The organism is Luteolibacter rhizosphaerae (assembly GCF_025950095.1).
Classification (GTDB): domain Bacteria; phylum Verrucomicrobiota; class Verrucomicrobiia; order Verrucomicrobiales; family Akkermansiaceae; genus Haloferula; species Haloferula rhizosphaerae.
The window spans coordinates 126,949-150,682 of record NZ_JAPDDR010000012.1 but is presented as its reverse complement, the minus strand read 5'-3'; the positions used below and the strand labels follow the sequence as shown (position 1 = coordinate 150,682).

Sequence of the window (23,734 nt, the reverse complement as noted above, 5' to 3'; positions counted from 1 at the left end):
TTCGTGAGAAGCGAATTGGTGACCACATTGAAGCGCCGCGCGACCGAGATTATCGATGGACTGGCCGAGCATAAGGAGCCGGTTTTGATTACCCAGCACGGTCAGCCAGCAGCTTATCTGCTGGGTGTGGATGAGTTCTCGCGGATGCAGAAAAAGCTCGAACTGTTGGAAGGGATCGCCCGAGGAGAGAAGGCGATCCTGGAAGGCCGAGTGGTGCCTCACGCGGATGCCAAGAAGCGAATGGCGCGATGGCTCGAGTAATTTGGACCGATCCCGCGCTGAGCGACCTCGACGGGATTGCAGATTATATTTCGCTGGATGATCCCTCGGCTGCAAAGCGGCTGGTGCGGAGGGTCTTTGCCCGGGTTGATCAACTTGAGTCGTTTCCCGAATTGGGGGCGTGTCCGCAGGAATTGAGAGGGACGGTTTATCGTCATCTCGTGCTTCCTCCGCTTCGAATTTTTTACCGGGTCTCCGGGGACTTGGTATTCATCCTCTACATTATGCGCACCGAAAGACTCTTCAGGTTTGAAGATCTTGAGGGGCGTGAGTCGGCTAAATAAGACGGCTTCGGCTCATCCAAACCCAAGGTCCTTCGATGGGGCGCGAGACGCACCCTCTCCTTGTCCACGTAAAAGATCGCGAGGCGCCCGAATCAGCGGCGGCACTTTTCGAGCAGGGCGCCGAGGAAGCGGGTGATCTGTTCGAGGGCCTCGACGTATTCGCCGCCGGGGAGGCCGACGAGGTGGTCGCGGCAGGTGCCAAGCATGGCTTGGGCGGTATCGACAGCGGACTCGATGGCACCCTCGTATTCGGCGATGCCGACGAGAACGGGGAGATCGAGCGGCTGCTGCTCCACGATGCGCTTGGTCAGCTTGGAGCGCTGCGATTCGCTGGAGCAATCGAGGAGGTTGAGGATCGGTAGGGTGAGCTTGCCCTTTTCGAGATCGGTGCGGAGCGTCTTGCCGACGGCTTCCTCGCTGCCGACGAGATCAAGGCAGTCATCATAGATCTGATAGGCAGTGCCGAGCTTCAAGCCGTAGTCGTAGAGCTTGGCTTCCGTGGCTTCGTCAGCACCGGAGATGGCAGCGGCGATGCCGGTGGCGGCGGCGAAGAGCGCGCCGGTCTTCATCTCGATGATGCGGAAATAATCGGCCTTCGTGAGGGTGAGATCGAAGCGGCGCTGGGTCTGGATGATCTCGCCCTCGCAGACTTCGCGCGAGGCGATGCCGACCTTGCGGCAGATGCCGATGTCATTGAACTCCGTGGCAAGGGCCAAGGCGTGAGAGAAGAGAGCATCGCCGAGGAGCACCGAGAGTCCGGCACCCCATTTGGCATTCGCGGTGGGCACCATGCGGCGGGTCACCGCACCATCGATGATATCATCATGGACGAGGGTCGCCATGTGGACCAACTCGAGGATCACGCCGAGCTTCACGTGCCCATCCTCGACATTCCCGAGCGCGCCGCCGGCGAGGATCGAGAGGGCGGGGCGGATGCGCTTGCCCGAGGTATTGCAGACGTAGCTGACGTAGGGCTCGACGGCGGGATCGAAGGCGCGGACCTGATCGCGGATGGAAGCTTCCACACGTTCCAACTGGGGCCTGACTAGCTCGAATGGGAACCGCTCGTTACGGCCCTGCGGAAGGGTGGAATTGCTCATGGCGCAGACGCTTGTGAAAAATTTCACAATCCCCAAGCGTCCGCAACCCCGATGTCACGAACGCAGCGAAAGATTGCACCGGGGAGAGCGTTTTGCCAGTTGAACTCATGCGAGCACTCCGATGGACGGCGATGGCCGGCTGCCTGGCAGCCGGGGGGATGGCAGTAGCAGCCGAGGGCCCGGGAATCGATCCCGGCACCCCGCAGATCCCGGGCACGCCGTGGAAGGTGCACGACGGCAGCCGCCCGCAGCCTCCGGTGGTGGAAAACGCCGGAGCAGTGGTGGTGAAGGCCCCGGCTGACGCCAAGGTGCTTTTCGACGGCAGATCGCTCGACGCTTGGACGACCGATGGCAAGCCTGCCACTTGGCCGGTGAAGGACGGCATTTTCACCGCCGCGCCGGGAACACTGGTTTCCAAGGACAAGTTCGGCCCCGTGCAGGTCCACATCGAGTGGCGCGTGCCGCCGGGCCGCCCGGTGAAGGGCCAAGGCGGTGGCAACAGCGGAATCTTCCTGATGGGCCTGTACGAGGTGCAAATCCTGCAGAGCCACGAGAACCCGACTTATGCGGACGGCACCGCGGGAGCCCTTTATGGGCAGAGCCCCCCGCTGGTGAATGCCATCCGCCCGCAGGGTGAGTGGCAGAGCTACGACATCCTCTTCACCCCGCCGAAGACCGAAGGCGGCAAGGTGGTGGAGCCTGCCGTGGCGACGGTGCTGGTGAACGGCGTGGTGGTGCAGAATGCCCGCAAGTTGATCGGGCCGACGCAGTACCGCCAGCTGGCGAAGTATCCTGAGAATCACCCCGAGACCGGGCCGATCCAGCTCCAGTTCCACGGGGATCCGATCGACTTCCGCAACGTGTGGGTGCGGTCGATCGCAAGCCACGAGGAAGCGAAGTAAGGGGCTGCCCCTACAACTCTGAGATAGAGGCCGGGAGTGCGCTGCGCCCCCGGCCTTTTGCCGTTAGGGCGGTGCGAAATCGGTCCTGCTTTGGAATTGCTCAGTGTTCGTGAATTTCCGTAAGCTTTGCGGGTAATGAAATCGTTCCGTACATGGTGGTCGGTTCTTCCCGCGTCCGCGCTGGTTCTCAGCGCCTGTGGCAAGAAAGAGAAGGAAGAATCCGCTCCGCCGGCAGCAGGACCCGTCGCCGAGGCCGTGAAGGCCGTGGTGGGTAATCCTGCTCCCGAAGTGAAGGCCCTGAGCCCCGGCGAGCGCGCCGCGATGCTGGGGATCGTCGGCCGCCTCTCGAAGGATACCGAGAGCGTGCTCGGCATTTACGACGGCAAGGAGATCGTGAAGCGCCTGAAGTCCCTGAAGACTTGGGGCTTCATCCGCGAGGTCGCGCAGGCCGAAGGTGGCACCGATCCCGAGGCCGAGATCACGGAGGGTGCGGTGATGGCCGGCAAATTCGTGGGCCAGGAAATTTTCATGGCGACCGGCAAGGGCACGGCTCCGCAGGTGAAGCACCTGATGGACCTGAGCCGCCGCAGCAACTACTTCCAGATGCGCGTGCTGACGCAGGCCTTCGCCGAAGGTGCGAAGACCGGCGACTTCTCCGGCATGGACGCCGCCACCCAGTCCTCAATGCTGGAGCTGGCCAAGGAACTCGGCAAGGAGATGCCGCTGATCGAAGGGCTGGCCGTCCCGCCGGTGCTGATGGGCATCAAGGCGGAAGACGCGGAGACCCTGGGCATGGCGCAGCAGCAGCTCGCCTCGGGTCTGGAAATGGCTGTCGGCGCGCTGGGCGAGGCCGCGGCTCCGATTGAATTCACCAAGGGCGGCGCCGCTTTCAAGGGCGTGAAAATCGCCGGTACTTTCCTGGCGACCACGCTGGAGCAGGGCCGTGCAGAGATCGACCAGATGCTGGCTCCGGCGGATGTCGACAAGCTGATCGAGGCGCTGAAGAAGAAGAACATCGTCATCGCCTACGGTTCGATCGCTCCGGAGAACTACCTGATGCTCTATCTGGGCGACAGCGAGGAGGCTCTCCCGCTCGTCGACAAGGTGGAGGATTCCTTGGCGGCCAACGAGGGCATCTCCTACGTGGATGGCTACAAGGACAAGAAGATCGTGGGCTTCACCTACGCCGAGAAGGGCCTGACCCAATCGCTGGTGGCAGGTAGCCTGAAGGACATGGCGCTGGGCGTGCGCGACGGCCTGACCGGTTCCGAGGCCTTCGGCGATACCCGCGAGCTGGCCTCCCTGCTGGAGCTGGTGGGCGAGAAGGAGGACGCGCTGATCGCGATGGCCAAGGCGGATACGAGCGGTGGCCTGATCGTCCTCGACGAGGGCGTGAAGTTCGAACTGTTCGGCGGTGTGGATCGCGGAGCTTTCGACCACGGTGCCGCTCACAAGCTGTCCAAGCTGGGCGGTGGCGAAGGGGTGCTGATGTTCGGCAACTGGGTCTCCAGCCCGGAGTATAACAAGCGCGCCAACGAATACGGCGAAGCGATCATCGAGACGGGCTATGCGATCGCCGAGAAGGTGGCGGGCCTGAACCTCGACGACAACGCGGACTTCGCGCAATTCAAGCAGGGCTTCGGTATCTTTAACGAGAAGTTCCGCACGGATACCATCGGCATCTGGGATGCGCTGCAGACGGCGGAAGCCGGTCTGGGCACGGAATCTGCGCTGGTGGTGGACCTGAAGGGGGGAGTGCCCACCATTCCGGGCCTGCCGCAGGAGCTGATCGACGGCGGCAAGTTCGTCCGTGCTTCGGTGATCTCGCCGGTGACGGATCGCGCCAAGCTGCAGGAGTCCTGGACCAAGGTGGAAGGCTCGCTGAAGAACATCTTCAAAACGGTGAGCGAGATCTCTGGCAATGAAATCCCGATGCAGAAGCCGACGAGCTCGGAGCGGAACGGGCACACCGCCTGGTCCTTCCCGTTGCCCTTCACCGGCGATGATCTGAACCCCTGCGTGACCGTGGGCGACAAGTGGTTCGTGGCCTCCACCTCGAAGTTGCAGGCCTTCGACCTCATCGCGGCAGCGGATAGCGCCGGCGAGGACAAGACGGGTGCTTGGTTCGAATTCGATTTCGATGCCCTGCGGACCTTCTCGTCCGACTGGGTGAGCCTGCTGGAGAAGCACGGGGAAGCGGTGATGGGCCCGAACTACGAGCAATTCAAGGCGGAGATCCCGCGGATCCAGAAGGGCCTCGAGGCCTTCGCTGAATTCGACGGCATCAGCCTGAGCGAGCGCGTGGAAGGCGGCAAGCTGCGGACCTCCTTCCACATCAAGGTGCGCTAATCGCGACCGGAAGGATCGATCTCAAAGCCGGACTCCGATACGGGGTCCGGCTTTTTATTTGTGGTCGGCAGGACCGTGGATCCAGAGCACCTCGTCCCGCACGGCATAGCGAATCTTGGTTTTCTCGAAGGCATGACGGATGACTTCTTCAAGAGTCATGCTTGGGAGGGCCAGCTCCCTGATCCGGTAGTCTCCGGTTAAGAGTCTGCCCTGTTCGGCATCTTCTTGGAAGCCGTGGTGCGGTGGCATGATGCGGATGTCCACTCCGGGGAAGTCGCCTGGATTCCCGTCGCTGGCGATCGAGTGTCCGCGGAGATAATCCACAAATTCCGCGACGCTGATGTCCTCGACCTTGAAGGCGGGAAGGCGGATGCTCCTGAGCTTTCCTTCGGTGCTGCCGGACGGGCGCTTGTTCTGGCCGGCCAAGGGTTCAGGTGGACGCGTGGCGGGGGAGACTTGCCCAGGAATTGCGAGCCAGATCGCTGCACCGAGAATGGAAGCAAGCGGGATGATGATCGCGAGCGTTCGCGCCTTGGTCATTGGCTCCTTCTCTACGGTGAGTCCGGGCTGAATACGATGTTTCTGCGCAGATTCCTGTCTTGGCGAGATCTTCGCAACTTGTCAGACTGGCTGAGGTTCGTGCCCTAGCCCATGAAAGCGAAGTTCCTTTGGATGATCCCGGTGATCGCTCTGGTTTCCTCTTGCGAGAAGAACGAGGAGCAGGCGGCGGTTCCGGATAGCAAGCCGAAGACCTTCAGGCCGCTGGGCTCAAAGCGATCGGCAGAGAGGGAGAAGGAGGTGGCTGCTGCCGAAGAAACAACGGAGGCACTGGAGGAAGCGGTGGACGAGCCAATTTCATCGGTTCCCTCGGCAGCGCTTGCCGCGGTGACTCCTCAGGCCCCCGCGGCAGGAACACCCGGCGGTCCATTGACCCAGGAACAGCGTGATGCCTACAAGGCCCAACTCCAAGCCAAGCGTTTCGCGGAGCTGAAGGTGCAGATGAACTCGCGTTTCAAGGAGCAGGATGCGAATGGCGATGGCATCCTCACGCAGAACGAGGTCTCCGAGCGGATGCAGCGCGGCTTTACCCGTGCGGATGCGAATGGCGACGGCTCGCTAGATGCGGCCGAGCAAGAGGCCATGATCCAGAATTTCTCCAACCGGGTCGCCGAAGGAGGGCGACAACGGGCGAATCGTAGTGAGCGCGAGCGCGGCGGCTTCCGCCAGCGTCCGGGCCGCGGCAGGGACTGATTACTCGTGCCAGTAATCGGCCACCCATGGGGCAGCGAGGACCCGATGGTGGATCTTGCCATCGCTAACTCCCGTCACGGCATCCGGCGGGTCGGGCTTTCCGTGGAAAACGAGGACCTTCGCGCCCGGGGGCTTCTGCGGGGCGACGATGAGATTGAGCGGGAAGGAGGGGCGGCAGTTGTACTTGAAGCTGCGGACCCATTCCTCCGGCCACCAGTAGCGTTCCTTCATCGCATAGGTGAGGAAGGCCTGCTCGGTCTGGAAGATGGAGCGGTCCTGGGCGCGATCCATCTCACGGATGAAGGTCTCGTAGATGTACTGCGACTTGCCGGCCTCGAAGCGGAAGATCGAGGAGTTCCCGATGTCCGGGCGCTTGCGGAGGATCTGCTTCCGGCGCTCGATCCAGTTGTGGATGATGCAGTTCTTCCCGGGCTGGTAGTCGAAGAAGCAATCGACGGAGTCCAGGATAACGAGATCGAGGTCGAGGAAGAGGGTCGGCCCTTCGAGATCGGCGAAGCCGTCGCGGGTCATGACCAGCTTCAGGAAGACGTTCGGCCATTTGGCCTGAGTGATGCCGGGGTTCTCCGGGAAAGGGTAGGTTTCGATCCCTTCGACGAGGCCATCCGTGTTATCCGTGAGGCAGATGAAACGGAAGGGGCGAGAGAGATTCCGCTGCAGGGAGCGGAAGAGGATATTCACGTACTGCGCGGGGTAACGCTTCCCCCACTTCATACAGATCACATTGACTGGCGCGCCGGGCATCGATGGCGGGAAGAATGTCCGCGGGCGTGCCTGCGGCAAGGGTCAATGCAATCAGGCTTCCTCGCGGTAAGCTTCGGCGCGGCCGTTCTCGATGCAGGAAGAGAGCCAGGCGATGAGTTGGTCGATCTCCGGGCTTTCGCGGCGGAGGCCGTCGAGCGCCTGCCAATCGATGTGCTGGCGGGAGTGCGGTGCGGCGATGCGATGAACGTCCAGACGCTCCATCAGCGCTTCCGTTTCCTTCGGATGGGCGTTGAGGATATTGGCGGGGCGGGGGAGGTCATCCAGCGCCTGCGGGGTGAGACCGAAGGAGATGACGCCGACGCCGAAGGCGGCATTCAGGCGGCGGAGGGCGTCAGCCAGTGCTTCATCCAGTACCGGGGCGGCGTAGATCAGTTCGCCACCCTGCGCCCAGATCGAGGCGGAGAGAGCCTGAAAGAAGTCCTCGCGGAAGCTATCGAGCGAGGGTTGGATGCGCAGGCGGGCGGCATGCAGGCGGAAGGGCGGCAGGCCCATGCGCTGCTTGAGCGAGAGCATCGTGGGGTCGAGGGTGAGCTCGCCATCCGGGCCTTCGCCGGTCTCCCAGTCCACCAGCACCACTTCCGGGAATTTCCAGAGGTTACCGAGCGGGGAGCCTTGGGCGAATGCCTGGCGGAAAACGAAGGGGAAGCGGCCGTTGACGTCGTAGTAGCGCATCACGACCGCGCGGAACTTGCGCAGGCGCTCGAGCGCGGCGTCCACCGCCTCATGGTCCGAGCCGAAATCGTCGAGGCGGCCGTGGCTGAGGGCGAGAAGCTCCTGGGCGCCGGTCAGTGCCGGCACCGGTGCGGTGCGGCGGTAGTAGCCTTGGCCCTTTTCCACCTTGGCGATCGGCGAGGCCGGATCGCAGGACATGATGGAGAAATGGTAACGCAGCGAGGCGTCGGAATAAGCCCCGTTCAGTTGCAGGCGCGCCAAGCGGATCAATTCGGTGCCCTTGATCGACTCGGCCGGATTGCTCGGCAACAAGGGCGGGAGGATTTCCGTTAGCTGCGTGCGTAGGCTCATGTGGGGTGCGTGCGGAAGGGCGTAGCGAGTGCTGTGGGCCGATTCCACTTCGTGGCCGCTGTCTGCATCAAGCACCTAATGGCAGGAATTTGAAAAATCCCGGTCATCCGCAGCGCTCTTTTTGCGAATGCCGCGCAGCCTTGCGCCGTCCTCCCTTCTAGGCCATTCTATCGCGCCGCCAATGAAAGCTTTCCTCGCCTCCGCTTTTCTCGCCGCTGCCGTCGCCCCGCTTCATGCGCAGGCGCCGGACGCGAACCAGATGATCAAAAGCATCCGGCTCTCCGCGACCCTGCAGGATTTCGATCTGGATGGCTCGATCCGCGGCGGTGGCAAAAAATTTCCGATCAGCCTCTATGTCCGCGAGGAGAACATGCAGTTCAACCTCGGGAATGGAGAGCGCTTTCACATCCGCCTGGGTGACGAGAAGGCGGATCTGCTGACCGTGGCGGAGAACGGCAAGACCACGGCGTTCCCTTCGAAGAAGTTGGCCGAGCCGATCTCCGGGACGGATGTCTCCTATGAGGATCTCACCCTGCGCTTTCTCTACTGGCCGAATGCCAAGCTGGAAGGCGAGGAGAACGCGAACGGGGCCCAGTGCTACAAGATCCGCCTGGATAACAACACCGGGCAAGGGGCCTTCAAGGTGGTCTATGTCTGGGTCCACAAAAAATACGGAGCCTTCTGGCAGGTCCGTGCTCACGACAAGCAGGGCAAGCCGCTGAAGGAGTTCCTCGTGAACAAGGTGATGCAGCTTCCGGGCGGGAAGGGCTGGACGGTCGAGTCCATGCGGGTCAACACCTTGGAAGACCGGGGTGGGGAGTATCGCACCAAGTCGGTGACTTACATCGAGTTCGACAAGCCGAAGAAGCGCGGGACCGGAGGCGGGAAGCGCTAGGCCAGATCGGCGAGGAATGCGTTTGAGAGGCGCTCGCTTGCCACCGTGCTGGCGGGGCCGTGACCGGTAAGAAGGATCGTTTCCGGAGGGAGGGTCATCACGTTCCGGCGCAAGGCTTCCAAAGCTTCGCGGTAGGGCGTGCCCGGGGCGCATCCGCCCATGGAGCCGGCGAAGAGGGCATCCCCGGTGACGCAGAGGGGGAGGCCTAGCCCTTCGACCACGTAGCCTACGGCTCCCTCGCAGTGGCCGGGGAGGTCGATGACGCGGATCGTGAGGGTCCCAAGATGAAGAAGGTCACCCTGTTGCGGGTCCTGAATGCGCAGGGCCATGTGGCCCAAGCCGCGGAGTCCGCCGGTATGGTCGCCGTGCTCGTGGGTAATCAGCACGGTGACCGATTCGATGCCGAGATTCTCAAGGACCTTGCGGACGTCGTTCGGGCCGTCACCTGTATCGAAAAGCAGATGACCGCCCTCGCCATCGGCAACGAGCCAAGCGTTCACTGTTTCGTCGTCGAAGGGGAGCTCGATCCGCTGAACCTCCGCGAGAGGGCAAGCGGGCGGGGTGTAGCCGGGGAGTCCGGCCAAAGCTCCAGGGCTGAGGCAAAGCGCCGGGGCGAGTTGGCGGAGTGTCTGAGCTAAAACCTTACCCCGGCTAGCGGCGAGGACCTCGCGTTCCGGAAGTCCGGCAGCAGCAGCGGCCTCCGAAGGGGCCATGCCGAGGCCTCTCAGGGCCTTCCGGATCACATCGGCGGTGGTGTCGTAGAGCATCGCGAATCAGGCGAGTTCGCAGGCCAGCTTGATGGCGTGGATCATGGAATCGGCGCGGGCGATGCCCTTGCCAGCGATATCGAAGGCAGTGCCGTGGTCGGGGCTGGTGCGAGGCTTCGGCAAGCCGAGTGTGACATTCACGCCAGTGTCGAAGTCGAGGAGCTTGAGAGGGATGAGGCCTTGGTCATGATACATGGCAAGCACGGCATCAAACTCGCCGCGGGCGGCCTGCCGGAAGACGGCATCCGGCACGTGAGGGCCCGAGAAGTCGCCGGTCTCAGTCCGATTGAGGGCTTCGATGGCCGGGGTGATGATGCGAGTTTCCTCATCGCCGAAGCGACCTTCTTCTCCGGCGTGGGGATTGAGCCCCACCACGGCAATGCGGGGCTGACGGCCGAAGCGGCGCCGGGCGAAGTCCGCGAGCAGGAGACCGACGCGGACGATCCCGCTCACCGTCAAGGATGAGGGAACGCTCGCGAGCGGGATATGGATGGTTGCCAGTCCCACGCTCATGGTGGCGCCGCTGAGGCACATCGCAAAGCTATTGCAGCCAAAGCGTTCCGCGAAAAATTCCGTCTGGCCCGGAAATGAGAATCCGCGGCGTTGTAGGGTTGCTTTGGACACCGGAGCGGTGACCACGGCAACTGCATCGGCGTCCGATTTGAGGATCCGCACGGACTCCTCGAGGGCCTCCAGTGCCGCCAAGGCACTGGCATCGTCCGGTCGGCCCGGGGTGGCCGCGACGGCAGACCCTAAGATCTGGAAATCGAATCCGGATGGCAACTGTCCCGAGTCGAGTGCCTTCGCCACCACCTCGGGGCCGATCCCGGCGGGATCTCCCTGAGTGATCAGGATGCGGGGCATGGGCTCAGCTTAGATCTTCTTCTCGATCATCGCGGCGCGGCGCTTGCCTTCGATCCACCGCTCGTAGGCAACGGAGGATTTCTTGCGGCGGACCCGCTCCTCAATGTTCTCCTTCACCTCGCTGAGCGAGGGGGCCGGCCCGGGGAAAATCTGGCCGATCTTCACGACCGTGAAGCCAGCGGGGTCTTCCAGAGGCCCGACGACGTCGCCCGCTTTGCCATTGAAAATGATCGCGGCGAACTCCGGGGCGAGATCGGTGCGGGGGACGTTCTCTTGGAAGCCACCCTCTGCGGAGAAGGCGTCGCGGGAGTGCTTCTTGGCCAGCTCCGAGAAGTCGGAACCCGCTTTTACATCGGCAGCGATCTGTTCGGCCAAGGCGAGCTGCGACTCAGCCGTGGCGAGAGGATTCTGCGCGTCCTGACGCGGCAGGAAGATCTTGTTGAAGGTGATCTTGTCCTTGGTGATATCGCGGATCGAGTCCCTTACGGACGAGTATTCTTTCTGGATCTCACCCGGGAGCGGCGGCGGGGCGTCCGAGAAGTGTTCGGCGCGGATGGCCTGCACGATGAGCTGCTCGCGCGTCATCTTGCGGAAGCCGTCCCGGGTCATGCGGGCGCGCTTCAACTCCTCCTCGAATTTCACTTCGCTGCCATTGTAGAGTTCGCGGATCTGGCGATCGATTTCCTTCTCCACCACGTGGGGTGGCAGGTTGGCGCCCTTGGACTCCATGGCCTTGAACTCGGAGAGGATGATTTCGCGGTCGATCAGCTCCTGGAGGATTTTCTCGCGGGCTTCCAGAGCCTGGCGCTCGAACTCGGCCCCACGGCGCGGGAATTGGGCCATCAGCTGGGCATAGATGGGTGCGAGCATGAAGCCGACCCGGTTTTTCGTGATCACGCGGCCGTTCACCTTGGCGGCGATGCCGTTCACCTCGAAGGCACCGGCGGGCCGGGCTTGGGGCGGAGCGGCCGGTTGCTGGGCTGGCGCGAGACCGGAGGTGGCCAAGAGGGCCAGCCAAACGATGGGTCGATTCATGGGTCGGAAAGTGGAGAAGAGGACGGCGTGACTGTTTCCCGGTCGGACGGGCATTGCAAGCGGGTAAAGCGGGCGGGAAGTCACCTTTCGGTGGGGCTCAATTTCCCAAGCGGGTGGCGAGATCGGAAAGGACTTGGTCGAGCTGGGCGGCGGAACTGATGCGTTGGGGCTGATCGAATCCGACCCAGATGGCGGTGGAGCCTTTGGGGCCGAGGCGGGCGAGCCATGCGTCCCGCCCGGAGCCGGTGGCACCGCCGTAGACCCGGGTGCTGCCGGTGTTTTCGAGCAGGGAGGCGGCTTCCTTGGCGGCGGCCTTGCCGATGGCGGGCGAGAGCGAGCTGGAGGCCTGGTAAACGGTTTTTCCGTCCGGAGTGGCGATCGACTGAATCAGGAAGGGTTTCGGGCGCATGCCCTGATTGCCGAGGGTGGCGAGGCCGGTAGCGAGTTCGAGGGGGGTGGCGGCGGCGATACCGCGGAAAAGATCTTCCGATTCTTGGAAGGGGCCGGTGATGCCGCAGCGCTTCGCGATCCGGGCGGTTTCCTTCGGGCCGATCTGGCGGCCGGTTTGGACCGGCTTGCCGGGGAGGACGATGCGTCCGCGCTCGGCGGCGGCGGCAGCGATCCATGGCTCGAAGGCAGCACCGAGATCGCGGCGGGCGCCGATTGTGCGATCAAAACGGGAGTCGAGATAGTCCCGGCCTCCGACCAGACCGAGGATGGCACCGGTCTTGGTTTCGAGGGTCACGGCGGCACACTGGAGGTAGGCCGGGGTCTGTCCGGGTTCGTGATTGGCGTGGACGGGATAGGTCCAGGTCTTCGATTGCTCGATCTTGCGGAGGGACTCGGAGAGGTCGGTTTCAAGGCGCAGTTGCCAGCCGCTATCGAGGGTGGTCTTCACGACCAAGCCGCCGTCGCGGATATCCTCATCATCGAGGATGTCCTGCAGCTCCTTCTGCACCGCCTCGAGGACATAGGAACGCTCGGAAGTGCGCTGTTCGGAAGGAACCAGCTTGATGGGCCTGTTGCTGATGAGGTCGACGGTTTCCGCGTCGATCAGCTTCATCGCCTTCATCCGGGCCAAGGTCTGGGTCTGCTGTTCCTTGGCGGCTTTGAAGTTGCGGAAGGGCGAGAAGATGTGCGGGCCGCGGATAATGCCGACCATCATCGCGGACTCGGCTTCGTTCAGCTCGGAGACGGGCTTGCCGAAGTAGGTGCGGGCGGCCTGATCGACACCATGGCAGCCGGAGCCGAAGTAGATGCGGTTGAGATAGTGGGCGAGGATCTGATCCTTCGTGTAGTGGTTCTCGATACGGAGGGTGAGGGCGATCTCGAGGAGTTTGCGGTGAATTGATTTCGCTTTCAGTTGCTTGTGCTCCTCGCCGTAAGTGTTGCGGGCGAGCTGCATCGAAAGAGTGGAGGCGCCTTGAGTAAAATCGCCATCCTTCACGTTGCGGACCGTGGCGCGGAGCAGACCGCGGACATCGACGCCGGAGTGCTCGAAGAAACGGGCGTCCTCGCGGGCACGGAGGGCCTTCACCAAGAAGTCAGGGATGTCTTGGCGAGATACGAGGCGGCGATTGTTGCCGCCGGCGCTGCCGATCTCCTTGCCGTTGCGGTCGAAGATCGTGGTGCGGGCCGGCATCCTGGCGACCTCGGCGAGGTCGAAGCGCGAGGCCTCCGCGAAGAAATACATGGCACCGACCAAAAGGGTGACAAGGCAGATCACCACGGCCCAGATTCCCCAACGGAGGGCGGTCCGGAGCCATTCCGGCATCCATGACTGCCAAGCCGGGATCTTGCGGGTGGTACGCCAGGAAGACATGGGAAAGTGCCGGGTGATCCGTGAGCAGAGGGATTACTCCTCTTCGACGGGGATGGCTTTCAGAGGAGCTTCTTCTTCCTCTTGGATGGGGCCTTCGTCGACGGGCTGGGCGCGCATCGGGGCTTCGTCATCGACGGGTGTGGCGCGCATCGGTTCCGAGGCCGGGGCATCCTCGTTCACGGCCAAGGCCTTCGCGGGATGAATCGGACAGAGGTCGTTCTCGGCAGGCACGATGTCGGCCGGGACGTTGTCGGTATAGGCTTCGCCATCAAGCTCACAGCCGTTGGTGGCGCGCTTGCCGGACTCGCGGCAAAGGCGGCACTCGACGAAGGAGAGCTGGGACTTCAGGCCCTCGGCCTTGTAGCCGAGCTTGTCGGCGGTCTTCATGACCTCCACCCAGACGGGCAGGGCGAGGGTAGAGCCGTAACCGCGGTCGATGGTCTTCTTGGGCGTATCGAGGCCAACCCAGACCGCACAGGTGATGCTGGAGGTGTAACCCGCAAACCAGGCATCGCGATACTCGTTGGTGGTGCCGGTTTTGCCGCCGCAGGGCTTGCTGAAGCCGAGCGACTTCACGGAGGCGGCGGTGCCTCGTTCGGTTACTTCACGCAGGATCTTGGACACCGACCATGCGGAGCCGGAGCGCGTGGCTTCATAGGGCACGGCATCTGCCTTGTAGAGGATGTTGCCCTCACGATCGCGGATCTCATCGATGATGCGGGGAGGGTGGCGAGTGCCGCCATTCGGGAAGACGGTGTAGGCGGAGGCGACTTCGTAGGTGGTGGCTTCCCAAGAGCCGAGGAAAGAGATCGGGCTCTTGGGCATGGGGGTCTCGAAGCCCACGGAGAGTGCGGTATCTGCGACCTTGTCGATGCCGGCCTTGTTCCCGACGCGGACGGACATGGTGTTCCGCGAACGGATGAGGCCGGTGGCGGCGGGCATCATCCCGCCATACTTGCCATCGGAGTTCTGAGGCGACCATGTGCCGGCTTTCTTGATCTCGCCGCGATAGAGCGGGCCATCGCTGATCAGGGTATCCGGGCGCAGACCTTCATCGAAGGCAGCGAGGTAAACGAAGGGTTTGAAGACCGATCCGATCTGGCGGCGACCTTGCAGGGCACGGTTGAACTTCGATTCATCCGCATTGCGGCCACCGACCACGGCGAGCACGGCCCCCGTTAGGTTCTCGATCGCGACCACGCTGCCCTGAAGGTATTCCGGTGGCGGCCGATCTCCTTCCGGAAGATCCTTCCACTTCGAGCGCGTCTGGTGCGGGTAGCCGGGCGAGCGCTCCACTTGGCGGAGCTTCGCATCGAGAGCCTCTTCCGCCTTCTTCTGGATGAGGTTGTCGATGGTGGTGGTCACTTTCAGGCCGCCCATCTCGATGTTTTCCTCCTCCAGGATGCGCAGCAGCTCGCGGGTGATCGCGTCCATGGCGTAGCTGTGGTGAAAGGTGCGGCGCCATTCCGGGCGGATGTTCACTTCCTCCTTCTTGGCGGTATCCGCTTCTTCCTGAGTGATGAACTGCTCCGCGACCATGCGGTCAAGGGTGGTATCGCGCTCGCGCTTGGCACCGTCGATGGTCTTGAAAGGCGAGAATGCATTCGGGCCGCGGACGATGCCGGCGAGGAGAGCTGACTCCGAGAGGGTCAGGTCCTTTGCGCTCTTTTCGAAGTACGTGCGCGAGGCTTCTTCCAGACCGCGGATGTTATGGCCGAGGAAGATACGGTTGAGATAATGTTGGAGGATCTCCTGCTTGCCCTCGTCACCCGAGTAAGCGGACTCGATGCGATAGGAAACCGCGGCTTCCAAAAGCTTGCGATCGAGTTCCTGGAGCTTGGGCGAGAAATCGAGCCACTTCGACTTCAGGTTGAAGCTGTTGCGGGCGAGCTGCATGGTCAGGGTGGAGGCACCCTGATCGACCTTGCGGCGCTTGAAGTTCTCCACCATGGCGCGTGCCACGCCGACCCAGTCCACGCCATGATGCTTATAGAAGCGTTTGTCCTCGCGGGCGAGGATGGCGAAGATGAAGTGCTGCGAGACGTCCGAAATGTTGATGACATCCCTCTTCTCGCCATGGATGCGGCCGAGTTCCTCGCCGCGGCGGTCGTAAACGATGGTCCGCTGAGGCATTTCCGCCACCTTGGCCATATCGAAGGGCTGAGCGCGGGCGTAGTAGAAAGTGCCCATGATGAGGCCTACGTAGAGTCCCGCAATCCCGAGATCACCGAAGAAACGGACCGGGAAACGAAGAAATTTCGGGAGCGGCTTGATCAGGCCGTGGAAGAGCAGGAAGGGCCAGAAGAGAACCACCGTGCCGAGCGCCGGAGGCTTGGATTCCGGGGCTTTCTTACGATTGGACGAGCGTTTGTCGGCGGACTTGTCCGGGTCCTTCGGTGTGGGATTCGGCATGGACTTGGAGAAATTAGCGCGGATGATCCGATCAGGCGATGGCGATGTTCCGGGACAGACGAAGCGGGTGGATCGTGTCGCTTTGACGTGTGACGAAGCGATGAAGCACAAAAGATTTTTCCATGGAATGACCGGAGCCTTGCTGGCGGCGGCGCTTCTGAGCCCGGTGTGGGCGAGAGACCCCGTGGGCACGATCGAGGACGTGCGCAAGCTTGAACAGAAAATCTCCGCGGTGGCGACGAAGGCGATGCCAGCCACCGTGGCACTGATTTCGGAAGATTCCGGTGCCTCCGGCTCCGGGGTCATCACCACTGCGGACGGGCTGATCCTGACCGCTGCCCACGTGATCGAAGGGGCGGAGAAGGTGCAAGTGGTCTTCCCGGACGGGAAGCAGGTGAACGGAAAAGTGCTGGGCGCCAACCTGTCCAAGGACATCGGGCTGGTGCAGATCGTCGAGGACGGTCCTTGGCCTTACATCGAACGGGGGGAATCCAAGCCACTGCAGGCGGGGGATTGGGTGATCGCGATGGGTCACTCGGCGGGATTTGACGCGGCGCGGACGCCGCCGGTGCGATTCGGGCGGGTGGTTTCCGACGGCCCGGGTAATTTCCTGACCACGGACTGCACGCTGATCGGCGGTGATTCCGGCGGTCCGCTGTTCGATCTCGACGGCAAAGTGGTGGGAATCAATTCCTCGATCGGCCAAGCGCTGAAGAACAACAACCACGCGGGGGTTGACGGCTTCAAGGAGGACTGGGAGCGCTTAATGGCCGGGGAGGTCTGGGGGGAACTCCAGATGAACCCGATGCTGAATCCTGAGCGCCCGATCCTGGGTATCGCGCTGGGGCCCTCCGTGCGCGGAGGCGGCGCGGTGATCGGCGGGGTGTCCGCCCATGCCTCGAAGGCCGGGCTGAGGCCTGGCGACGTGATCGAATCGATCGACGGCACGAAGATCCGCGACGGAGCCTTCCTACAGGTGTTACTTGCGAAGAAGCAGGCCGGGGACAAGGTCACCGTGAGCGTGAAGCGCGGCGGTCAGTCGCTGGACGTGGAAGTCGAACTCATCAAGCAGGAGCAACCGAAGTGAAAGTCAGTTCTTATCCGACGATGAAAACAGGAATGATCGCAGCGCTGCTGAGCGCGGCCTTTCTGACGGCGGCACAGGCGCAGCGGAGCGAGCCGGAAGTGCCGATGATGCGGCCGGAGGAGTTGCTGGCGATTCAAGAGCAAGCGGCGCAGCTTTACGATGCGATCCGGCCGGTGGGTGATACCGCACGGCAATCGACCGTGTGGATCATGGCGGACACCGGTCGTGGCCGGCGTCCGGTGGGCTTCGGCACGGTGGTGGATGACGGTACCCGGATCCTGACGAAGTGGAGCGAGATCGCTATGGCGCAGGGAAATATCCTGGCGGTCGGTTTCGACAATACTTCGGCGAAGACCACGGTAGCCGGGGTCTATCAGGATGAGGACTTGGCGGTGCTGAAGACCGACGGGGTGACTTTCAAGCCGATCAAGTTTTCGGAAGGCGAGGCTCCCAAGCTGGGCAAGATGCTGATCGCGGCGTCTCCGGACGAAACGCCGACGGTGCTCGGCGTGGTGGCGGTAGAAGCTCGCTCGCTGCGGGAGAAGGACCAAGCCTTCCTGGGCGTGGGACTGGACAACACCTACAAGGGCAGCGGAGTGAAGATCCGCGAGGTGCAGGAAGAGAGCGGAGCCTCCGAGGCCGGCTTGAAGTCCGGCGACGTGATCCTTTCGATCGGCGGTCGCGCGGTGAACAGCCTTTTCGAGATGCGGAACGCGCTGACGGGTTTCGGTCCGGGCGAAGCCGTGGACATTCGCTACACCCGTAAGGGCGAAGAGCAGAGCGTGAAGGCGACGATGAAGGAGAAGCCGGAGTTTGAAGGCTTCCCGAATGGCCGCCTGCGCCAGATGGAGCGGATGGGCACGAGGCCGAGCCTGGTGAAGACGGGTTTCCCTTCGGTGATCCAGACCGACATGCAGCTGGAACGGGACCGCTGCGGCGGCCCGGTGGTGGATCTGGACGGAAACGTGGTGGGGATCTCCATCGCGCGTGCCGACCGGACGCGGAGCTTCATCCTGCCGGCGGCGCATATTTTGAAGGTTCTGAACAGCAACCCGCTCTCCGAGGATGCGGCCCGCGCTGCGATCTCCGCGAAGGAGGACGAGCGCCAGCAGGTGACGAGGAATGACGATGAGGCGGGGCCTCAGCAGCAGCGCCCGCAGGTGATTCCCTTGAAACCCGGCTCCGCCGACCGACTGCGCCGCCATCTGGAGGACATGGACCGCCTGATGGAACGGATGAAGGAGGAGATGGAAGGGATGGAGGAGTGAGGTGAGGTTCTCAAAGCGCCGCTGGTGCTACCGGCGGCTCTTTTCCTTTTGTGAGGAGGAGTTTCTAACAGGAGGGGAAGGGTCTGTGGCGCGAGGATGTGAAAAAGCCCGCCCTTTTGAGGGGCGGGCCTTGAGAGTGGCTTCGCTGTTGAGGCCTGCGCCTTGTTAGAGGCAGACGCGGCGGAAGAGCTCGTCGAGGGGGAGCTGCATGCCGATGTAGAAGTCACCGAACTCTGCGTAGCGGGCGGAGACTTCGTCGAAGCGCATTTCGTAGACGATGGCTTTGATTTCGATGGTGTCCTTTGCGAGGAGGGTGACGCCCCACTCATGTTCATCGAGGCCGGTGGAGCCGGTGATGAGCTGGAGGATGCGGCCGGAGTAGGTGCGGCCGACGCGGGCGTGACCGGACATGAGTTCGCGGCGGGCCTCGAAATCGAGCGAGTACCAGTTGTCCGTGCCGCTGCGGCGCTTGGACATGGGGTAGAAACAAATGACGGGCCAATCCGGGAGCACCGGGTAGAGCCGGTGCTTGAGATAGTGGTCCATGCGCTCCTCGAATTCCTTCATGGCCTGCTGGAATTCGGGACTGCCCTCGGCGAGGCCTTTCTCCGCGACGAGGGTATCGGCGGCGTATTGCTCGGAGGTGGTGGTGTACTCCGAGCGCTCGGTCTGAGAGAGGTAGGAGTAGACCGGGCTGAGGATCTCCGGGCCGAGAGAGAGGGTGAGTTGCTTCTCGAAGGCGCTGGCCACCTGGAGATCCGGGGTGAGGAGCATGAAGCCGAGATCCGCCTTGGGCGTGGCGATGGCGAAGGTGAGGAGGTGGGTATCCTTGGTGGCGCGGATCTCCTGGACGAGCTCGGTGAGCCGGGTCTTGGCCATCCGCTTCTCATCATCGCCGAGGATCGACCACTGGGCATGGTCGATCTGATAGAAGAGGTGCATGACGTGCCAGCCTTCGCGAGGCACCAGCGGCGGGATGGAGCTTTGAGACATGATTCAGCGGCGCAGGGGTGAAATGGGGATAACGGTGAGCGGCTTGAAGGAGGCGGAACCGCCATCGGCGGAGGGGCCTTCGCGCACTTCGACGGTCCAAGGGTGCTTGTCGCTGGTGCGGTAGGCGTTGTAATCCCCCTCGCTGACGAATCCATCCGTGGCGGCGACGGCGAGCTTCGCCCCGGCGGGGGTGAAGGAGCGGATGAGAGGGTCGCCGATGATTTCGCCGTCCTGATTCTTGAAGATGATCCAGAGAGCCCCGGCACTGGAGTTGGGATCGAAGGTGATCTCCACGACCGGGATCATCATCACCTCGCGCTTGGCGCTATCGCGGTTCGCGCCTTCACGGACGGGCTCTCGCCAGAAGGTTTCCGCGGCGATGATGACTGCGTGCTGGCCGCGAACCGGATAATCGGGCGCGGCGAGGTAGCTGTCCTGGAAAGGGACTTGGGTGAAGAAACGAGTGATGACCCAGATGGCGGCCAGCGCGATGAAGAAACCAAAGGCACCGAGGCCGATGATTTCGCGGGAACTAAGCTTCGGGAGTGAGAGGGTGGTTGGCGGCGGGGCAGGTGCAGGACGGGGACGATTCTGGCGCGGGGCTGCCTCTGCCGGTGGGGCGGGCGCTTCTTCCCGGGGAAGCTGTGCCGCGGGGGCTGACTGCGGTTCGTCCTCAAGGACGAGGAGAACGGCTTCTTCCTGATCTTCCCCCGGGGTTTCGTCGAGATCCCCGATTTCATCGTGCGAGGCGGCGGACGGCGATTCGTCCTTGGCCGGGGCTGCCTTGCGCGCCGCGCCCTGAGGCTCGGAGCGCTGGATGGCCTTGCGCCCGGCGGATTCCGCAGGGGCGGCGCGGCTGCCGGCGGCGGGCGGAGGCGCAGGTTTGGTGGGCAGGTTCTCGACCGGCTCGTCATCGAGATTCCAGAGGTCGCCTTCGGTGGTTTCCTTGGAGAGGTCGGCCGCGGTGGGGCGGCTCCGGTCGGGTGAACCGGTATTGCTGGGTGGATCCGCAGGCATGAGTGAAGGCGCAGCCCCGGTTTAGAAATCCCGCCGGGGCTTGGCCAGTGGAAACCTCGCCCGCAAAGAGGTCCGCAAAAAGGATTGCATGGGAGGTCAGGTGGCGCGATGCAGTCCGGAGCAGGATTATCCTCCTTATTTCCCGATGGCCGACCGCGAAGACAAGAATCCGGAGAACGTGTCAGGCAAGTTCTACGTCGATAGCCAGTGCATCGACTGCGACCTCTGCCGCGAAACCGCCCCGAACAATTTCACCCGCTCCGACGACGAGGGATATTCCTACGTCTACAAGCAGCCCGAGAACGATGAGGAGAAATCCCAGTGCCGGGAGGCGATGGAAGGCTGCCCGGTGGAAGCGATCGGGGAGGATGGCGAGGAATAAGCCCGCCACCGAGCCATGAAAAAGGAATCCCGGCTGGAGGCGATGCGACGCGCCATCCTGCGGGACTGGCGGGGCGGTGACGAGCCTGCGCATCTGGATGAGCGCCTGCATTTGCCGAAGGAGTTCCTTGCCGGAATCCTCCGGCAGGCCGGTGCGAGCGAGGGGATCGACGAAGAACGCCTGAGGGAGATGTGGAAAGAGGTGGCGGGGGAGTTCGTGGCCCGGCATGCAACGCCCGTTTCACTGAAAAACGGGTGTCTGACCCTGCAGGTCTTGCAGCCGGCAATCCGCTTCCAGTTGGAGCAAACGAAGACGGTGCTGTTGAAGAATATTCAGGCGGCCGCGGGAGAGGGGATGGTGAAAATCATTCGATTTTCAGTGGGTTAGGAGGACGGGGAGTTATGCTTATGGAACCATAAGTAGAAGGTTTCTCTGCCCTCTTGTTCAACTTCCTTGATGATGCGACAAGTTGGGTAGTCAAGTGTGCTGAGTTCCATAGCTCGTTCGCGAGGGGGGCCCACACGCAAGATTGCAGTTCCGGCGGCAGTCCCACCTTACGCCGGTTCTGATCACCCCCCTTCCCGGGTAATCCGAGTTGCCTGGGTTTTCATCCTTACATCAGCCAGCCATGATCCCCCGGAATGCTTTCCGAGCGGTACCATTGTGTGCCTTCGTCGCCGTCTCCACAGATCCCGCCAGCGCTCAAGTGCAGTGCTGGGCGCCGGGCATGACCTCCACGGTCGCGCTGAACGCTGCGAACCGATCCCAGACGGTGGCCTTGGGCCAGCCCTACCGGTACGACGTCTTCGGGGTGGCGGGGAGTCTGACGCTGGGGAACTCCGCGGCGAATGCGGTGCTGGTGGGAACCCAGTTCCGTGAGAAGCTGCTGGGCCTGATTCCTACCGGGGCGGTGGTGAGTTCAAGCACCTACGTGCGGGTGCAGACCGGATTGGCGCAGTTCTATCCGGAGCAGCTCCAAGTGAGCGGGAACTCGCCCGGGGTGAGGCTGCAACCGACCCAACGCTACGGCGCGAACTGGACGCTGTGCGACCCACAGAACAAGGTTCCGGTAAACCTGACCTTCCACATGGCGGGCTCCGACCTGCTGAGCTCGATTTTGCCGGGGCTGACGAGCCCTCCTCACTACAATCTGAATTCGACCGGACACTTTTACGTGCTGGGCGAGTATCACCCGGCCCCACCCGAGATGTCCGGTGAACTGGTGATAGCATCTTCCAGTGCGGTGCTGGGGAGTGCGCTGGAAGTGGGCTACGAGATCAACCGCGAAGAGCTGCCGCAAGTCTACCGGCCGCCCTTTCTAGGGCTGGATCTGGGGGATGTGAATCTCACGGTGATCGGGACCCCGCCGCAGAAGACGGATCTGGGTACGAGCGAAGGTATCGATTTGCCGGAGATCCAGACGCCGGATCTGCTGAACGTGGCAATCGACCTGAGCGGCACGCAAGGAAACGGATGGCTCAAGATCGAGGTTCTGCCATGAAGACTTGGGTGACCATATTCATCGCGGCGGCAGTGGCCACTTCCGCGGCGGAGGAAGAACCGCGACGCACGGGGACGGGGCCGGAAGTCCTGCCAAAGGAACAGAAGGGGCCGGCGGGCGATCTGCCGAGCGACGAGCTGCTGAAGGAACTGAGGAAAAAGAAGGGGCTGGAGCCCAAGGTGGTGAAGTTCAAGCCGCAGGGTTACAGTCTGGCCGAGCTTTCGCAGTTCGTTGGGGATGGCGAACGCTTTGTGATGCTGCCGAAGGGTTGCGTGATCCATTGCCCCGAGGGGATGTCCGAACGAATCATGGCGAAGCCGCAAGGCCGCATGATGGTGTGGTCGGAATTCCTGGTGGCCAACCGCAATTGGATCACGACGCGGGAGGTGACGATGCCACAGGTGCGAGGGGAGGCGGCGATCGCGGAGGCGGACCGCAAGTCCTTTGCGGCGGCGGGAAAGATGGTGATCGCGACTTTCCGCGGCAATCCGGTGACCGTTTTGACTCCTCCCACCCTTGTCGAAAAAACGCAATGAAACGCAGGCTCCTCCTCCCCGCTCTGCTCGTTCTCGGCTCCGGATCCTCGATAGCCGTGGACTTTATCCGGCAGATCCAGCTGATCGAGAATCAGACAGTGGTCTACGACGTCCCGGTGACGGGCAAGACGGGCGAGGTCTTATCCAAGCCGCTGGAAGGGGATGGGGCGGTCTTCCAACTCTACGCGTATGAGGATGACCATTACAGCCCGTGGAGTCTGTTGGATCTGAATGCGGGGAACATCGCCCATGCGAACGTGTCGCTAGATTCGCATCTGCTCGATCTGGACGTGCTAGGCATCCATTTGGACATCAACCTAGGAGGTGGCGGAGATGCGCCGCCTTTGCCGAAGCTGCTCGATGAGAAGACGGTGGGGGCGCACCTGCCGGAGGCGATGGTGATCCTGCGTTCCGAGGATAACTACCAGCCGGTGCGGACGCGTGCGGACCGGCCGTATTCGTTTTCGCTGGCGATCCGCAAGCTGGCCGATCCATCTGACCCGCGCGGCGGGGTGAGCAGCGCGGATATGGATCGCAGCTTCAAGGTGTATCATCCGGAACTGCACACGCCGTTCCCGAACGGGAGCGGGCAGGGGACCTATGGCGAGGGCTACCGCTTCACGCTGAACGGCGATTTCACGGACACGAACGTCTATCAGCAATTGCCCTTCGAACGACCGACGAAGGCGATCGGAGAAGAGACCTTTACGGTGAGGGTGCCGCTGGGATCGACGGGGCAGAAGGCGGCAATCGCCTCGGCCAAGATCCAAGTCTGGCCGATATGCGAGGGGGTGGTGGAGAACCTCGAGGAGGGGAAGCGCTACATGGACCTGCCTTCCGACGCGCGGGTGACCCTGAAGGACTTGTATCCGGACAGCGTGACCTACGCGCAGATCTACCATGGCGCGCCGCAGCTCGGACGCATCGGCACGGTGATCGGGTCCTCCGTGGTGTCCTTCAACACCTATGCGCCGCAGAACGCGGTGGTGCCGCTGACCTTGCTGCCGACCGATCTGGGCGAGGACGGGATCTATACGATCGAGGTGCTGACGGTGACGCCCTTCAATGACCGCACGCCGGAACGGGTGGCGTATGTGAGCTTCGAGATCGACCGCACGATCCAAGTGCGGAGCACAATCTCGGATGCCGAGAAGTAGGGGCGGGATTGGGCTTTCTTCCAAGCG

General features: G+C 62.8%; 24 protein-coding genes. 13 read left to right on the top strand and 11 right to left on the bottom strand.

The window, feature by feature from the left end; translation table 11 throughout:
• Positions 1-3: 3 nt before the first annotated feature.
• Positions 4-261, top strand: coding sequence for a type II toxin-antitoxin system Phd/YefM family antitoxin (locus OJ996_RS21215; RefSeq protein WP_264515690.1), 258 nt, complete (start codon positions 4-6; stop codon positions 259-261).
• Complete coding sequence (locus OJ996_RS21210) at positions 249-563, top strand: type II toxin-antitoxin system RelE/ParE family toxin (protein WP_264515689.1); 315 nt, start codon at positions 249-251, stop codon at positions 561-563. The genes OJ996_RS21215 and OJ996_RS21210 overlap by 13 nt, the downstream gene beginning before the upstream one ends.
• A 92-nt stretch (positions 564-655) precedes the next feature.
• On the opposite strand, the gene OJ996_RS21205 is transcribed toward OJ996_RS21210, so the two are convergent.
• Positions 656-1,663 (bottom strand): polyprenyl synthetase family protein, encoded by a 1,008-nt coding sequence (locus OJ996_RS21205; RefSeq protein WP_264515688.1) that lies wholly within the window; start codon positions 1,661-1,663, stop codon positions 656-658.
• Positions 1,664-1,770: 107 nt separating this feature from the next.
• On the opposite strand from OJ996_RS21205, the gene OJ996_RS21200 reads away from it, so the two are divergent.
• Both OJ996_RS21200 and OJ996_RS21195 read left to right on the top strand, forming a co-directional pair.
• Positions 1,771-2,565 (top strand): 3-keto-disaccharide hydrolase, encoded by a 795-nt coding sequence (locus OJ996_RS21200; protein ID WP_264515686.1) that lies wholly within the window; start codon positions 1,771-1,773, stop codon positions 2,563-2,565.
• A 135-nt stretch (positions 2,566-2,700) separates the two neighbouring features.
• Positions 2,701-4,914 (top strand): hypothetical protein, encoded by a 2,214-nt coding sequence (locus OJ996_RS21195; RefSeq protein WP_264515685.1) that lies wholly within the window; start codon positions 2,701-2,703, stop codon positions 4,912-4,914.
• A 54-nt stretch (positions 4,915-4,968) separates the two neighbouring features.
• Here OJ996_RS21195 and OJ996_RS21190 read toward each other — a convergent pair whose 3' ends face one another.
• The gene (locus tag OJ996_RS21190) at positions 4,969-5,454 is read right to left on the bottom strand and encodes a hypothetical protein (protein WP_264515684.1); all 486 of its coding nucleotides are present in this window, start codon (positions 5,452-5,454) and stop codon (positions 4,969-4,971) included.
• Positions 5,455-5,565: 111 nt separating this feature from the next.
• Between OJ996_RS21190 and OJ996_RS21185 the strand changes: the two genes are divergently transcribed.
• On the top strand, positions 5,566-6,165 hold the full coding sequence (locus tag OJ996_RS21185) for an EF-hand domain-containing protein (protein ID WP_264515683.1): 600 nt from the start codon (positions 5,566-5,568) through the stop codon (positions 6,163-6,165).
• Here OJ996_RS21185 and OJ996_RS21180 read toward each other — a convergent pair whose 3' ends face one another.
• Both OJ996_RS21180 and OJ996_RS21175 read right to left on the bottom strand, forming a co-directional pair.
• Positions 6,166-6,927, bottom strand: coding sequence for a hypothetical protein (locus OJ996_RS21180; protein ID WP_264515682.1), 762 nt, complete (start codon positions 6,925-6,927; stop codon positions 6,166-6,168).
• A gap of 51 nt (positions 6,928-6,978) precedes the next feature.
• A complete protein-coding gene (locus OJ996_RS21175) occupies positions 6,979-7,971 on the bottom strand; it encodes a hypothetical protein (RefSeq protein WP_264515681.1) in 993 nt (330 codons plus the stop codon).
• 181 nt (positions 7,972-8,152) lie between these two features.
• Between OJ996_RS21175 and OJ996_RS21170 the strand changes: the two genes are divergently transcribed.
• Positions 8,153-8,866, top strand: coding sequence for an outer membrane lipoprotein-sorting protein (locus OJ996_RS21170; RefSeq protein ID WP_264515680.1), 714 nt, complete (start codon positions 8,153-8,155; stop codon positions 8,864-8,866).
• On the opposite strand, the gene OJ996_RS21165 is transcribed toward OJ996_RS21170, so the two are convergent.
• The 5 genes from OJ996_RS21165 to OJ996_RS21145 form a co-directional block, all read right to left on the bottom strand.
• Positions 8,863-9,633, bottom strand: a complete 771-nt coding sequence (locus OJ996_RS21165; RefSeq protein WP_264515679.1) for an MBL fold metallo-hydrolase — start codon at positions 9,631-9,633, stop codon at positions 8,863-8,865. The two genes, OJ996_RS21170 and OJ996_RS21165, sit on opposite strands and share 4 nt — an antisense overlap.
• A 6-nt stretch (positions 9,634-9,639) precedes the next feature.
• Positions 9,640-10,497 (bottom strand): 4-hydroxythreonine-4-phosphate dehydrogenase PdxA, encoded by an 858-nt coding sequence (gene pdxA, locus OJ996_RS21160; protein WP_264515678.1) that lies wholly within the window; start codon positions 10,495-10,497, stop codon positions 9,640-9,642.
• Between the two features lie 9 nt (positions 10,498-10,506).
• A complete protein-coding gene (locus tag OJ996_RS21155) occupies positions 10,507-11,532 on the bottom strand; it encodes a peptidylprolyl isomerase (protein WP_264515677.1) in 1,026 nt (341 codons plus the stop codon).
• 97 nt (positions 11,533-11,629) lie between these two features.
• Positions 11,630-13,354, bottom strand: coding sequence for a transglycosylase domain-containing protein (locus tag OJ996_RS21150; protein WP_264515676.1), 1,725 nt, complete (start codon positions 13,352-13,354; stop codon positions 11,630-11,632).
• Positions 13,355-13,387: 33 nt separating this feature from the next.
• Entirely contained in the window at positions 13,388-15,766 is a 2,379-nt protein-coding gene (locus tag OJ996_RS21145; protein ID WP_264515675.1) for a transglycosylase domain-containing protein, read from the bottom strand.
• Between the two features lie 127 nt (positions 15,767-15,893).
• On the opposite strand from OJ996_RS21145, the gene OJ996_RS21140 reads away from it, so the two are divergent.
• The gene (locus OJ996_RS21140) at positions 15,894-16,853 is read left to right on the top strand and encodes a S1C family serine protease (RefSeq protein WP_264515674.1); all 960 of its coding nucleotides are present in this window, start codon (positions 15,894-15,896) and stop codon (positions 16,851-16,853) included.
• Positions 16,854-16,873: 20 nt separating this feature from the next.
• Positions 16,874-18,121, top strand: a complete 1,248-nt coding sequence (locus OJ996_RS21135) for a PDZ domain-containing protein (protein WP_264515673.1) — start codon at positions 16,874-16,876, stop codon at positions 18,119-18,121.
• A 165-nt stretch (positions 18,122-18,286) separates the two neighbouring features.
• On the opposite strand, the gene hemQ is transcribed toward OJ996_RS21135, so the two are convergent.
• A complete protein-coding gene (gene hemQ, locus OJ996_RS21130; RefSeq protein ID WP_264515672.1) occupies positions 18,287-19,114 on the bottom strand; it encodes a hydrogen peroxide-dependent heme synthase in 828 nt (275 codons plus the stop codon).
• Positions 19,115-19,117: 3 nt separating this feature from the next.
• Positions 19,118-20,131, bottom strand: a complete 1,014-nt coding sequence (locus OJ996_RS21125) for a hypothetical protein (RefSeq protein WP_264515671.1) — start codon at positions 20,129-20,131, stop codon at positions 19,118-19,120.
• A gap of 145 nt (positions 20,132-20,276) precedes the next feature.
• Here OJ996_RS21125 and OJ996_RS21120 point away from each other — a divergent pair, with 145 nt between their 5' ends.
• The 5 genes from OJ996_RS21120 (at position 20,277) to OJ996_RS21100 (ending at position 23,707) form a co-directional block, all read left to right on the top strand.
• A complete protein-coding gene (locus OJ996_RS21120) occupies positions 20,277-20,513 on the top strand; it encodes a ferredoxin (protein WP_264515670.1) in 237 nt (78 codons plus the stop codon).
• Between the two features lie 15 nt (positions 20,514-20,528).
• Positions 20,529-20,900, top strand: a complete 372-nt coding sequence (locus OJ996_RS21115) for a DciA family protein (protein WP_264515669.1) — start codon at positions 20,529-20,531, stop codon at positions 20,898-20,900.
• Positions 20,901-21,240: 340 nt separating this feature from the next.
• Positions 21,241-22,014, top strand: a complete 774-nt coding sequence (locus tag OJ996_RS21110; RefSeq protein WP_264515668.1) for a hypothetical protein — start codon at positions 21,241-21,243, stop codon at positions 22,012-22,014.
• Positions 22,011-22,550: a hypothetical protein gene (locus tag OJ996_RS21105; protein ID WP_264515667.1), complete on the top strand. Its 540-nt coding sequence runs from the start codon at positions 22,011-22,013 to the stop codon at positions 22,548-22,550. The genes OJ996_RS21110 and OJ996_RS21105 overlap by 4 nt, the downstream gene beginning before the upstream one ends.
• Positions 22,547-23,707, top strand: coding sequence for a hypothetical protein (locus tag OJ996_RS21100; RefSeq protein ID WP_264515666.1), 1,161 nt, complete (start codon positions 22,547-22,549; stop codon positions 23,705-23,707). The genes OJ996_RS21105 and OJ996_RS21100 overlap by 4 nt, the downstream gene beginning before the upstream one ends.
• Positions 23,708-23,734: the final 27 nt, after the last annotated feature.